The 12,030-nt window shown below is 35.3% G+C and carries 13 protein-coding genes and 1 pseudogene; 4 read left to right on the top strand and 10 right to left on the bottom strand.

Going from position 1 to position 12,030, the window contains the following annotated elements:
• Positions 1–14: 14 nt before the first annotated feature.
• The 5 genes from HMPREF2655_RS04175 to HMPREF2655_RS04150 form a co-directional block, all read right to left on the bottom strand.
• Positions 15–263, bottom strand: a complete 249-nt coding sequence (locus tag HMPREF2655_RS04175) for a hypothetical protein (RefSeq protein ID WP_000571454.1) — start codon at positions 261–263, stop codon at positions 15–17.
• A gap of 61 nt (positions 264–324) precedes the next feature.
• Positions 325–1,341, bottom strand: a complete 1,017-nt coding sequence (locus tag HMPREF2655_RS04170; RefSeq protein ID WP_049531658.1) for a replication initiation factor domain-containing protein — start codon at positions 1,339–1,341, stop codon at positions 325–327.
• 4 nt (positions 1,342–1,345) lie between these two features.
• Positions 1,346–1,765 (bottom strand): hypothetical protein, encoded by a 420-nt coding sequence (locus tag HMPREF2655_RS04165; RefSeq protein ID WP_049531659.1) that lies wholly within the window; start codon positions 1,763–1,765, stop codon positions 1,346–1,348.
• 261 nt (positions 1,766–2,026) lie between these two features.
• Positions 2,027–2,482, bottom strand: coding sequence for a hypothetical protein (locus tag HMPREF2655_RS04155; protein WP_070837751.1), 456 nt, complete (start codon positions 2,480–2,482; stop codon positions 2,027–2,029).
• Positions 2,482–2,697: a hypothetical protein gene (locus HMPREF2655_RS04150; RefSeq protein ID WP_062004532.1), complete on the bottom strand. Its 216-nt coding sequence runs from the start codon at positions 2,695–2,697 to the stop codon at positions 2,482–2,484. Before HMPREF2655_RS04150 ends, HMPREF2655_RS04155 begins: the two co-directional genes overlap by 1 nt.
• Before the next feature lie 320 nt (positions 2,698–3,017).
• On the opposite strand from HMPREF2655_RS04150, the gene HMPREF2655_RS04145 reads away from it, so the two are divergent.
• The 3 genes from HMPREF2655_RS04145 to HMPREF2655_RS04135 all read left to right on the top strand — a co-directional run bounded on the left by HMPREF2655_RS04145 (position 3,018) and on the right by HMPREF2655_RS04135 (position 6,336).
• Complete coding sequence (locus HMPREF2655_RS04145) at positions 3,018–3,938, top strand: helix-turn-helix domain-containing protein (protein ID WP_062004533.1); 921 nt, start codon at positions 3,018–3,020, stop codon at positions 3,936–3,938.
• Between the two features lie 166 nt (positions 3,939–4,104).
• Positions 4,105–5,589: an RNA-binding domain-containing protein gene (locus HMPREF2655_RS04140; RefSeq protein WP_070837748.1), complete on the top strand. Its 1,485-nt coding sequence runs from the start codon at positions 4,105–4,107 to the stop codon at positions 5,587–5,589.
• 228 nt (positions 5,590–5,817) lie between these two features.
• Positions 5,818–6,336, top strand: a complete 519-nt coding sequence (locus HMPREF2655_RS04135; protein WP_070837746.1) for an HXXEE domain-containing protein — start codon at positions 5,818–5,820, stop codon at positions 6,334–6,336.
• A 346-nt stretch (positions 6,337–6,682) separates the two neighbouring features.
• Here the strand turns inward: HMPREF2655_RS04135 and HMPREF2655_RS04130 are convergent, their stop codons facing one another.
• The 5 genes from HMPREF2655_RS04130 to HMPREF2655_RS04115 form a co-directional block, all read right to left on the bottom strand.
• Positions 6,683–7,165: a hypothetical protein gene (locus HMPREF2655_RS04130; protein ID WP_001137907.1), complete on the bottom strand. Its 483-nt coding sequence runs from the start codon at positions 7,163–7,165 to the stop codon at positions 6,683–6,685.
• Between the two features lie 147 nt (positions 7,166–7,312).
• A complete protein-coding gene (locus HMPREF2655_RS04125) occupies positions 7,313–8,890 on the bottom strand; it encodes an AAA family ATPase (RefSeq protein ID WP_070837743.1) in 1,578 nt (525 codons plus the stop codon).
• Complete coding sequence (locus tag HMPREF2655_RS04120) at positions 8,891–9,355, bottom strand: hypothetical protein (RefSeq protein WP_001039967.1); 465 nt, start codon at positions 9,353–9,355, stop codon at positions 8,891–8,893.
• On the bottom strand, positions 9,355–9,531 hold the full coding sequence (locus tag HMPREF2655_RS10355; RefSeq protein WP_000343799.1) for a hypothetical protein: 177 nt from the start codon (positions 9,529–9,531) through the stop codon (positions 9,355–9,357). Before HMPREF2655_RS10355 ends, HMPREF2655_RS04120 begins: the two co-directional genes overlap by 1 nt.
• 13 nt (positions 9,532–9,544) lie before the next feature.
• The gene (locus HMPREF2655_RS04115; RefSeq protein ID WP_070837740.1) at positions 9,545–11,266 is read right to left on the bottom strand and encodes a hypothetical protein; all 1,722 of its coding nucleotides are present in this window, start codon (positions 11,264–11,266) and stop codon (positions 9,545–9,547) included.
• Positions 11,267–11,487: 221 nt separating this feature from the next.
• Between HMPREF2655_RS04115 and HMPREF2655_RS04110 the strand changes: the two are divergent.
• A pseudogene (locus tag HMPREF2655_RS04110) lies at positions 11,488–11,988 on the top strand (site-specific integrase); the annotation flags it as partial.
• Positions 11,989–12,030 lie beyond the last annotated feature (42 nt).

Genomic DNA, 12,030 nt, shown 5'->3' with positions numbered 1-12,030 from the left:
TTTACCCCCTTATACTAAGCTATAACTGCCTCATTTTCATGGAAAATCTTATAATCAAACCAATCTTTAAATACCTCCGCATGAATAAAGACATTCCCATGAGTTCCACAAATTCCAAAAGAATATGGACTATTTCTCATTTGACGAATGTAGTGATCCAATGTAGGTAATTTCATACCCTTCCAAAGTTCATCTAAAAATTCTTTCTTCCGATACCAATTTTTAGTTAAATCATAGTCTGACTTTGTCTTAAGCTCTATCATTGGAATACTTTCCTTTCTTATGCTATAATCTAGTTAGTTAATTTTTAGAGGCGACTTATTTTCAAGTCGTCTTTTTTTGTCCCCAAAATTGAGAACTATTCTGCTCTCTTACATATTGCTCTATATCCTTTTCATCATTATCAGTTAGCCTTGAAAGTCCCTCTTTGAGCAAGCTTTGAATATAATCTTCTGCCTTTTGAACATCATAGGCCTGATACTTTGCAATATAGACTTTTGCTAATGTTTTCGCAACTTGTTTCTCTGTCCAAGCCTCAGACTGCCGTAGTGTCGTTTTAGCTCTTGTAATACTAAGAACTGTCTGGTTTTCAGTTCCTAGATAATCTATCCACCACTTGACTTTTTTTCTTCTCCAATGATTGCTATCTGTCGCATTTGGACGAACAAAGCGATAATGACCATTTATAGCTTCAAAATAGATTGACGATAATGGACGTTTTAAAAATAACTGCTCTGCAATTATATTAGCCTTTTCCTGCCAACATCTAAGCTCTGCGCGAATCCAAGACGGAACTTCTACAAGCTCTTGCTTACCAAGTTGCTCCATACGTTTATTATATATGCACCACTGCTGATTACCTCGTGAACCTATTGCAACTGTTTCTCCTACTCGCTCACCAGAATCTAGTACTGATTTCTCATGATATTCAAAGTGTTTTGCTTTCGAGACACATAATCCTTTCTTGCAATAGTCATATATCCGTTGAACATCTAAGCTACCGTCAAATATGTCGTGGGCAATATCTAAACGAGTGAAATTAACATTATACTGGTATAAACGAGTAATTAAGGCAATCCAATTATTTTCGTTACTGTTTAAAAATTCTTCATATTGACGACAACCTTGCCCTTTTAATTCAATAAATACACCCATAGAAAGCCTATCAGCATTAAAATACACCTTAATTTCTGAACAAGAATAATGTTGCTTATACTTATTTATTCCCCAATCATTCAACGTGAAGTTTTCAAGAGGAATCAAAAGGATGTCAGTCAGAACTCTTTCTGGCGGAACATCCTTAACACTCACAGCAAAATAATCTATTCTGACTGTATTCATAGGATTATTCTCCTAGAACTTTAATATCCTCACACACAATTTTTACACCTGCCCAATTACTTCTAGCCATATTCCAAGCTAGTCGAACCTTAGGCCGAATCAATTCAACAGAAACATTCAACAAAGCATCATTTTGAGCAAGTTTTGCAATCTTATCCAGATTTCCGATAATTTCAAGGTTAATCGCTTTTAAGTCATCAGTAGAAATTCCCATTTCAGTTAGAACTTTCACTTTGTCAGCGTCAAGAACAGTAGAAGTAATTTTACTTACTTCATCTGTCTTCACGTTTTCGCCGTTGACTTCTTTGTATTTGTTGTTCACCCTAACTGACAAAATCACTACTTTCTTAGGAATATCAAACTGTGACATTTCAAGGTCAAGCAATCCAATTTTAATGTTTGTATCTGTCATATTGTAAACCATATTTTTTCTCCTTTAATTCCGTATCCTACATGAAAACACCTCTCATCCTTACTCTACCAAGAGTTTGCGACCTCTTGGTACAACTAGCAAGCCGTAACCCCTTACGTACCAAGGGTTTAGAGTACATTTCATGTATGTGTGCACCCCCTAATAGGGACTGGGGTGCAAATGTCAAATCGAGTTCAGCCGTTTGCCACCTTTCCCACCTGCTCTGGGCTACCGTGTTGACCACTCGCCCAGTGGTGGGGTGGCGAACCGTCTTCATCGATGAAAGAAGCTAAGTCTCTTAAATGATTTCTTTTCAGTCTCTTTCTCTAAGGTCTGGATTCTATCCAGAAGCACTTCTAACTCCTGTTTCAACTTTGCTAGGTTCCTTCGATAATCTTCTCGGATTTCCTTAAAGGAGACCTCTAGCTCATCAACAAGTTCTCTAATAGGTTTTTGATAATCATTTTCTTTAGAAAACCCATAAACACTTAGAATTGCTCTTTCCAGCCCCAACGAAGACTTCTTATCAGCAATCGCTTGAAAATGATTTAGGTCATCTTCTGTAAAAAGATAAACTTTAGAATAAGATTTTCGACCCGTTCTCACTCTACTTTCATTGAATTGAGTACCAGTTAGACTTTCAATCTTTAACCGCCACTTTTTCAATGTTGAGACTGAGTTGAGACCATCAACCCTATCTACAACTTCTTGATAATCGTATTTACTCATTAGTTTACCTGTATTTTCTGATTAAGAAAGTCGTTCAAAATCTGCAAAGAACTAGATTCAATCAATCGCTCAAATCCCATATCCTTGATAAGGCGATAGAGTTCTCTGTCATTCAAATCTTTACAATCCTCTGGTTTGATTAAGACTTTCTCTTGTGTATCTGGTGAGTAGGCTACCCACTCTACCATTTGTAGTTCCATACCTGTTAAATTCATAATTACCCTCTTTTCTGATTCTGCATTCAACTAGCGTTTATCCGAAATATCTGGTATAATCACAGCAATTAGATTTACTGTCCTTGAACGATGTACCAGATTGTTCAAGGATTTTTTGTACCTTCCTTTCTTTTTTGATTGTTGGGTTAGCTCCTCTCTAACATGCATGTACGGTTTTATGTACGTTTGGTGTAAAATTTTTGAGCAACCTTAATGCTCATCAATAATTATATACGATATCATACACGGAGTCAAGCGTTTTTCTCAAAAAATGTACGATTTTATAAACACCTGTGTTATAATAGTCTGAGAGGTAACCTATGTTTGAAATACTTAAACCTGATAAAAAGACTGTTGGTCAAAGATTAAGACAAGTCAAAGATGAATTAAATTTGTCTTTTACTGAATTTGGAAACCGTCTTGGATTAAAAAAATCAACGATTAACGCATATGTAAGAGGAGATAACTTAGCTCCTCTTGAAGTTTTAGAGAAAGTGTCAAAAATCTATGGAAAACCCGTAGGTTGGTTTTACTACGGAGAATTGGAAGAATATATTGAACTTTACCTTAGAAAACTTGGTTATGGCACATTCCTAGATGAGTATCCTGATACTCCATTAAAAATAAAAGAAGAGCTTTTTAGAATAAAAACAAATCCAATACAATCGGTCACAAGAAGTGGGGGAGTAACCATTGGAACATTTGAAAATCCTGACTGGGAAAATGAATTTGGATACCCAAAAGAAGGCTACCTAGATGATATCTTTTTTGAAATGCTTTATGATACGCTGAGGGACACAATTAGGAAGGAAGCCAAAACCTACTTAAGCCAGCAAGACGGACTTGATGATACTAAAATCAACGAACTTTCTGATTACTTTGCTAACCAAATCTATACTTCATATGATTTTATCGGAAATCTAGAAATCCTTTCCAAAGATAAAATCAAAAAAGAAATTAAAAAGGGCTATGAACGCCTGATTAAAGATTCGCCATCAGCAGGTGTAGAAGTTAGCTATGATTCCAATTACCTACTCGGTTTTCTAATCAATACACTTGCAGATAGCCAAGCAACAAGGCAATTACTTTCAGATATGTCCCAAGCAACAGTTGGTATGCCTTTTTCACAATTTCATGAAGGGCATGAATTAGTTGAAATTATCCAATCTGTCAGACCACGACTGATAGAACTATACAATAATACGACCTTTGATGACTGGACTGACTGGGCGGAGAAATAATCACGTGGTTTTCGCGTGACTTTCGCGTGATTTTCGATATCTTTTTAAAACGAACTACTCAAAAATGCTTTAAAATCAAGCAAAATTGAGTATTATCAAAAATTTTTTTCGCGTGATTTTCGCGTGATACCCTGCAATTTGATTTTTTAAGTTAGGAGGAAAAAGTGTGGAATTAAAAATTGAAGGCAATGATTTAGAGTACAAAAAAGCTAAAAAAGCACTTCCTGATTCTTTCTGGGAGACCTATTCTGCTTTCGCAAACACCAATGGTGGTAAAGTTGTCTTGGGAGTAGATGAAAATAATGAAGACCCTTTTCAGGGAGTTATGAATCCTGAAAAAGTTAGGAATGACTTGTTTAATCTAGTCTCTAATAGAAAAAAAGTAAGTTGTAATTTGCTAACCGATAATGATATTGAGTACATTGATATTCCTGATAAAAATCGTCAACTTATGGTAATAACGATTAGAGAAGCCAGTAGTGACCAAAAACCTGTCCATCTTAAAAATGATTTTAGAGAATCTTATAAAAGGTTAGGGGAAGGTGATGTTAGACTTGATAAAGAAGAGCTAAAGTATCTCATGGCAAGCTCCCATGATGATATTGATGGCGAACTCCTAACTAACTATGACGAAAGTGACCTCAATATTGAATCAATCGAAGAGTATAAAAAACTCCTAATCGAATTAAGCGGGAACACTAAGTACACCAATATGCCACTTAGGGACTTCTTAACTGAAATTGGTGTTTTTAAGAAGGATAGAACAGATGGCTCTTATAAGTTGACTGCAGGAGGGTTACTATTTTTCGGGAAATACAACTCCATAATATCTAGGTATCCTAAATTTCAATTAGACTACTTTGAAAAGGACAACTCACTTTCTACTAGGTGGAATGATAGGATTTCAACAGGGGACATGATGTACCCTGATTTGAACATGTATGACTTTTTTAATTTAGCATACAAGAAATTAACTGCAACTACCAACGATAGGTTCGAACTCAATGATAAATCTGCCCATCGTTTACCATTTAAAAAAGATTTATCTGAATCTATACGTGAAGCACTAGTAAACTGCTTAATGCACGCTTACTATGACTTTGACTCACCTATCGTTATCACCGCATATAATGATTTTTATGAATTTAAGAATCCAGGAAAAATGAAAATTTCTATTCCTGAGTTTATACATGGCGGTACGTCAAAAACACGAAACGGTACAATTTCATCGCTATTCAGAAGAATCGGAATGTCTGAGAAGGCTGACTCAGGCGGGCCAAAAATCTTTGATGTGTCAGAAAAATACAAATTGAAAATTCCCGAAGTTTCAACTACTTTTGATAGTACTATCGTAACCATTTGGAAAGTGGACTTGTTGTCTTCATACCAAGATGTAACACAAGATGAAAGAGCTATTCTCAAGTACATAATCGAAAATGAAAGCATTAGCAAAAACGATGTTATTGAGAATAATCTGATGACAGAATATAAGTTCAGAGAAAACTTAAAAACTCTTCAAAGCAAGCAATATATAGAGGTAATTGGCAAGGGACGTTCAACAAAATATGTTCTTCCTAGAACATCATCTGAACAATATCATATCATCAAACAAAAAATTAAAAACCTTGGTGATTTTATGACCAAGAACTAAAGTTTTATCTGATTTTTGTCTGATTAAAACTAAAGCAAGGTCAAAATCACCCTATTTCATCAATAATTGAAAGATTGAAAAGCCCATAAAATCAACGTTTCTGTACATCATGAAACTTGCTAAATTACATATTACGCTTACAGAGGTTAAGTAAGCATAACTCAAAACGCCTTACTGGGCGTTTTTTGCTTTATTGGTTAGCGATCTATAACTTTTCAGGAGAGATTTATGCCATTTTATCTTTGGATGTTCCCGCTACTCTTTATCTTTCACGATATGGAAGAAATTATCGGTCTTGTCCCTTGGATTCATCTCAACGAAACCTTGCTTGCTCAAAAGGCTCCAGCTATTCTCAAGATTCACAAAGGAATTACAACAGAGGGATTTGCCCTTGCTGTTTTTGAGGAGTTTATCATTGTCTTATCCATCACTTTATTAGCGTATTTTACTCAATCTAGAGCGCTCGAATTAGTTTGGTTAGGGGGATTTGTGGCCTTTGCACTTCATCTCTTGCTCCATATTGGACAATCAATTCTTCTCCGTAAGTATATTCCTGCTCTGATCACTTCTATACTTTGTTTTCCTATCAGTGCTTATTTGATTATCGACATCGTGCATTTGTGGCAGGTTTCGACTAGCGAATTTTTCCTATTTTCACTGGTCGGTTCAGGCATCGTCGCCATCAATCTCCTCTTTGCTCTCTGGCTTGGGAAAAAATATTCCGCCTGGCTTGCCCATTACCATTAACAAAAGAATCTGAGACAAAATGGTTCTCAAATTCTTAGTTATAAAAGAAGAATAGGCGGAACCGCCTAATGTCGCCCCCACTAGCTAAGTAGCGCGTTGGTAATAGATATTTTGTGTCCTACTATATAGCTATACTTTCATGCCACTAATTCTTGTTATTACATAGAGACAAACAAATTAATTATTCCAAGCGATTCCTGATAATTTTACTATATTAAAAAGATAATACAGTAGTCGTTTTAACATCGAGATGAATTTTTCCTGTTACCTAATAGTATCCTTTTAGGTTAATTACCAATTATTTATGAAATTCTCTGTATGCCATATGTTACTGTTCTATACATAATTAGTCTTTTATAACTGATACGGAACCATTTGAGCTAATTGCTCGACAACAGTCTGTATAAACTTCGATAAAATCATATCCTCCATGTAAAGCAATGCTTTTGGCTTTATCGAGTCCACCAGGTAATATCTCTCCTCGTTTATAATGCTCAATGATTTCTCCAACTAAGTCTAGGGTGTGCGCTTCGTAAGGTGCTCCTAAATAACATTTTGCTACAAAACCTAGGAGAATTCCATTAATATCCACATCTGGGAATTCCGACTTGATTGTATTAATAATTTCATTTACTTCCTTTTTATTATGAACATGTCCTCCTGCATCTAGTTGATGAATAGCATCCATATATTCTTTAGACCGTGATTTTCTTAGAAGCCTATCTAAACTCAATTTATCTATTTGTGGTTGTTTTAAGTTAGAAGTCATGATATGGCTTGCTTGTGTTTGTTTTTGGGATTGGTATGGATTTAACATTGGTCTAGGCATCTATTTTTCTCCTAATCGTGTTATAAATTATATTTTGCAATTTAAGATTCCTTTTAATGGTACTCTCAGAATAGATCTTCATTTAAGGAATTATAAAAATGGACACGAAACTGAGATTACAGTTACCGTGTCCAAATAATGAACTTATTAAACAAGTACTTTTCTTGTTTTAAGTCCACTTTGTTTATGAACAAGTCCCTCTCCACCGATTGGTTTTCCAGATGCAGGAACAGCTCTTTCTTTCCCCCAATCTCTAATAGCCTCAATTTTTTCTGGGCTAGTTTGAGAGAGTGGGACTACATTATTGAAAGCATTCATGATATTCTCTTCGTTGAGAATAAAATTGTTATTAGCGATAGCTCGGTAAGCTAAATCTCTAACTGTCGATTCTAAGTCCGCACCAGTGAAACCATCACTTATTTGAATGATATTATCAGAAAAATCTCCTTCAAATTCTAGACTTAAGTATTTTTTAAAATACAAAGCAAGTATTTCTTTACGCTCATCTGCAGTAGGTAGATCAACAAAGAATAACTCATCAAATCTTCCTCGACGGAGAAGTTCTGATGGAAGCATAGACACATCATTAGCTGTTGCAACTACAAAAACTTGTTTTTTGCATTCTTGCATCCAGAATAAGAATTGACCAACCATACGAGTAGATACACCGCCATCATTAGCGCCTCCAGTAGCTCCTGATAGTCCTTTTTCTATTTCATCAATCCATAAAATACATGGAGATACATTCTCAGCGGTAGTTAGAGCATCTTTGAGTTGCTGTTCAGACTGACCTACATAACTTCCTTGAACCGTTGCAAAATCTAAACGATATAATGGGAGTTTCCAGTTAGCGGAAATTGATTTAGCAGATAAAGATTTTCCGCATCCAGGGACACCTACTAGGAGTATTCCTCTAGGTGGCTGCAATCCTTTCTCACGTAACATATCTTTCTTTTCGGGAGTTAGCAATTCTTTCTTTTCATCAAGCCACTTCCTTAATCCTTCAAGTCCTCCGACATCCTTTACAGAATCATCTACAACGATTTTTTCTAGACCAGAGATATCAGAGAATAGGCGATCTTTTGCAAATCTTATCTCATCTAAATCAGATTTTCTTATGCACTTATTTGCAATCAAAGCAGCGATAACGTTCTCCGCCTCAATTCTAGTTACCCCATTGAGAGCTGCTGCAGCTTCTCGAATATCGGAGTTGTCCCATTCAATCTGGATATCGTTTCTATAGTCGTCAATGTATTCTTGAATTATTGAGTACATTTCCTCTTCGTTAGGTAAATCTATTTTTACTGCCATACCTTGCCGTTGAAGTTGATTCCAAATAGGGGTATTGGTAAAAACTATTACAACGCCCCCAGTTTCATTGGCTAGATTGACCAGTGCTAAGACTTGTTTAGAATCGCTATTTTCATTACTAAGGTCCGGAACTTCTGTCAGTACAATAGTTTGGTATTGTTTCTTTTGCATTTGGTCCGTCATGTAATCTATTGCACCATAAACAGATTTATCATCGTTAACATTCTTACCAGAACTAAGATCATACACACCTTTGGTGAGAGTATGTACGTTGAACGGAAGTTGTAATTCTTCAGATATTTCCTTTAACATATCTAATGTTCTACTTGGCTCAATGGTATTGATAGCAATAAAAGGAATTCTTGCAAGTGAATATCTCGTAAGAAGTTCTTTGCTTTTTACTATATTGCTCATTTACTGTTCACCTTTATTTAAAAAAGAATTAATTTTATGATTTCTAATAATACTTGACATTTTCCCGCTTCGGTCCTGTTTTGCAGATTCTTCTAAAGATTTTTGCATACTATTAGCTTGTTCTATAACGAGATTTAGGTAGTGTTGTCGCTCTTTATCCGGAATTACAGGAAGATTGATTGCTTCAGCTAAGAACGTCATTTCTTTTCTCAAAGAAAGAATTGCTTGAATAATAGCTCCCTCGTATCCTTGGGATTTTAGTAAATCATTTTGAAACTTATCTGAAGCTACATTCATACGGTAATTAACAGCGTCAATTAACTTTGTAGAGAAACGTTCTGCCACACCGTATTGCCATTCGATAGTTCCAGATTTCATCATTTTTAAAACTGTTTCATCATCATCTTTGTTTTTAAAAATAGCTAAGACATTTACCCATTCTGCATATGTTTGTGGTTTATTCATTATTTTTGCCGTTTCCTTCTGACTAGCAATTGTGGGGGCACAATATCCCATGAAGGGAGTCCCTCAGCAAACACGCTCATAGGTTCTTCAGTGATATCTTCTTCAGTATTAATGCTCTTAAATGGAGTGGTGTTATTAGATGATAGCTTACTATCGCCTTTATATTTTTCATCCATGTCAATTACCTCCTCAAATTTTAATCTTTCTATTAGATGATGCCAACTTGTTTACATATTGTTCAGGTCTTATTTGTTCGAGGAAATCAAGAACTTTAGTGCTTTCAGCATCTTTCTCTGCGAATTCAATTCTAAAGTCTACAATTTCAGCTAGAGTAGCTCTTATAATTTGTTCACCATTCACTCTTTTATTCTCGTATTGTTCTTCAATTTTCTTGCGATTCGTTTCAATGTTTTCAATATTAGATTTATGTTTAAGAACCATAACAATCCCTGCTATAATAGCTATTAAACCTAAGAAAATATTCCCAAAAATCATCATTAAACCGATTACTCCGATAGCTATACCACCATACAAAAGGAATTTATCAAATAAACTTGGGAAGTAGTTTGACAAAGTTTGTTCTTTTTCAGAGTCAATCTGAGAATTGAATTTTTCAATCAACTCGTTTTCGTTTTGGCCATCTGTTGATTTATCATTAAAAGTATCCACATTAATTTCAATTTCGTAAGGAATCTTCATGCGATTTTTTGCAGTAACGTCATTATAAGCGTTTGTTACCCAATCACGAGAAAGAGCCAATGCAAATTTTTGGGTTGATATACTTGAGTGAGAAGATTCGGGTTTCATTGCTGCATCGGTAAGCAACTGGGTGAAGTCTTTATGGGTTTCAAATGCAGTCACCTCAATATCCATGTTTTGATTAGCACGGTTGTCATCTCCTCCAAAGTCAACCACAAACTGCTCGAATTTTTCTTGTTTTCGAAGAGCTAGTTCCTCGTTATCAAAATCAGTCACAAGTGTGTCTAAAATATCATCTAATTGTTCTTTGACGCTTTCTGTAGACCCTTTTTTCTCAAAAATATCAGTTAGATAGTTTAATATTTGTTCATGGAGATGAGCACCTTCTAAAATATCCTCTAGAACAGGCCAACTATTACTATATTTTCTTAGGTTAGGGTATAAATCTTCATATAGTTCTCTTCTTTTTAAGTTAATGGCTTCGGACCATTGTTCTGTTTGCTGTTCAGTAAAACCAGGTTTTTCTTCAAGTCGACTGAGCCATTCATTCATTTGACGTGAGATGACTCCTTCGGTATCAGCTCCCAAGAGTCCACTCGCAAAAGCATCTAAGATAATTATAGAATTTCTGTCGAGATTTTCTTCATCTTGATTAGCTAGATAACGTTGAGTCCACTTAAGGCATGCGTTCTTTCTGTTAGCTCTTCTACAAATTAAGGCAAAGAAAAGGGAGGTTTTTTCATCGTTTCGTTTAATCCCTTCCTTGACTGCTTTTTCAGCTAACTCGGGTTTATCATTTATCCATGCTGCTAATGCAACTAAGCATGGAGCAAGCCAGTAACCTGGAGTTGATATCATTAGTTCTTCTGTTGCAGTGCTGATTGTTTCCTTTTTGACAATTCCTAAATCATCAGCTTGTAAAATCCCTGTGGTAGTACGACGAACAATATCATAATGTCCATATTTCTTCTCAATTTCCTGACGGATTTTTACCAGTCGAGTTTCAGCTTGTCCTAATCTATTAGCTTTTTGTTGGATATTCACAAATTCATGAAATTCTTGTGCTAAACTACCAATTTCATCATAAACGATTTGAAGATTTTCGTTTGCTACATCAACTCTAGCATCAATTGTTCGTAATCCTTCATGGATAGAGCGCAAGTTGTTCTCGATAGCTCGAAGATCAGCTTGATGTATTATTCTTTCAGCCATAATATCTCCCTTGTTAATGATTTCCAAATTAATTAGAAAAAATTTTGACTAATTTTCTAAATAAACTATCTTAAAATCATTTTGATTTTTTTCCTTATAGAAAAAGAATATCATAATTATTTTATTAATTCAACTTATCATAAGAATGAAGCGAAAGTATTTGATTCGCGCTGACCTTATAGTTACTCGATAGGTATTTTTGGTATATAGAAATCGATTATCATATCAATGAGGCTCTAGCGCTTGAATGGCCTGATATTGACTTAGATAATGCCATTGTGCATATCACAAAAACACTAAACTATAATCAAGAACTCAATAGCCCAAAATCAAAGTCTAGTTATCGGGATATAGATATAGACCGCCAAACAGTCGCTATGCTCAAGCAATATAAACGTAGGCAAATACAAGAGGCTTGGTAACTCGGGCGCTCTGAAACTGTGGTCTTTTCTGACTTCATACATGAGTACCCTAACAATCGAACTTTACAAACTAGATTAAGAACCCATTTTAAACGGGCAAACGTCACTAATATAGGTTTTTATGGCTTCAGACATACACACGCTAGTTTATTACTTAACTCTGGAATACCTTACAAGGAACTTCAGCACCGTTTAGGACATTCCACTTTGCCCATGACTATGGACATTTATAGTTACCTCTCAAAAGAGAACGCCAAAAAAGCCGTCTCATTCTTTGAAACGGCTATGAAATCAATCTAGCAAATATCTAAGCAAACCCAGAAATCAACGTTTTAAGACAAA

The sequence above is a fragment of the Streptococcus sp. HMSC066F01 genome, from assembly GCF_001837335.1.
GTDB classification, from domain to species: Bacteria; Bacillota; Bacilli; order Lactobacillales; family Streptococcaceae; genus Streptococcus; species Streptococcus oralis_S.
This window is presented reverse-complemented; position numbering and strand designations above follow the sequence as displayed.

Excerpts from the sequence above, each read along its gene's own strand:
- HMPREF2655_RS04120 (WP_001039967.1), bottom strand. The coding sequence starts at position 9,355 with ATGAATAAACCACAAACATATGCAGAATGGGTAAATGTCTTAGCTATT.
- HMPREF2655_RS04135 (WP_070837746.1), top strand. The coding sequence starts at position 5,818 with ATGCCATTTTATCTTTGGATGTTCCCGCTACTCTTTATCTTTCACGAT.
- HMPREF2655_RS04145 (WP_062004533.1), top strand. The coding sequence starts at position 3,018 with ATGTTTGAAATACTTAAACCTGATAAAAAGACTGTTGGTCAAAGATTA.
- HMPREF2655_RS04165 (WP_049531659.1), bottom strand. The coding sequence starts at position 1,765 with ATGGTTTACAATATGACAGATACAAACATTAAAATTGGATTGCTTGAC.
- HMPREF2655_RS04170 (WP_049531658.1), bottom strand. The coding sequence starts at position 1,341 with ATGAATACAGTCAGAATAGATTATTTTGCTGTGAGTGTTAAGGATGTT.
- HMPREF2655_RS04155 (WP_070837751.1), bottom strand. The coding sequence starts at position 2,482 with ATGAGTAAATACGATTATCAAGAAGTTGTAGATAGGGTTGATGGTCTC.
- HMPREF2655_RS04115 (WP_070837740.1), bottom strand. The coding sequence starts at position 11,266 with ATGGCTGAAAGAATAATACATCAAGCTGATCTTCGAGCTATCGAGAAC.
- HMPREF2655_RS10355 (WP_000343799.1), bottom strand. The coding sequence starts at position 9,531 with ATGGATGAAAAATATAAAGGCGATAGTAAGCTATCATCTAATAACACC.
- HMPREF2655_RS04150 (WP_062004532.1), bottom strand. The coding sequence starts at position 2,697 with ATGAATTTAACAGGTATGGAACTACAAATGGTAGAGTGGGTAGCCTAC.
- HMPREF2655_RS04125 (WP_070837743.1), bottom strand. The coding sequence starts at position 8,890 with ATGAGCAATATAGTAAAAAGCAAAGAACTTCTTACGAGATATTCACTT.
- HMPREF2655_RS04175 (WP_000571454.1), bottom strand. The coding sequence starts at position 263 with ATGATAGAGCTTAAGACAAAGTCAGACTATGATTTAACTAAAAATTGG.
- HMPREF2655_RS04130 (WP_001137907.1), bottom strand. The coding sequence starts at position 7,165 with ATGCCTAGACCAATGTTAAATCCATACCAATCCCAAAAACAAACACAA.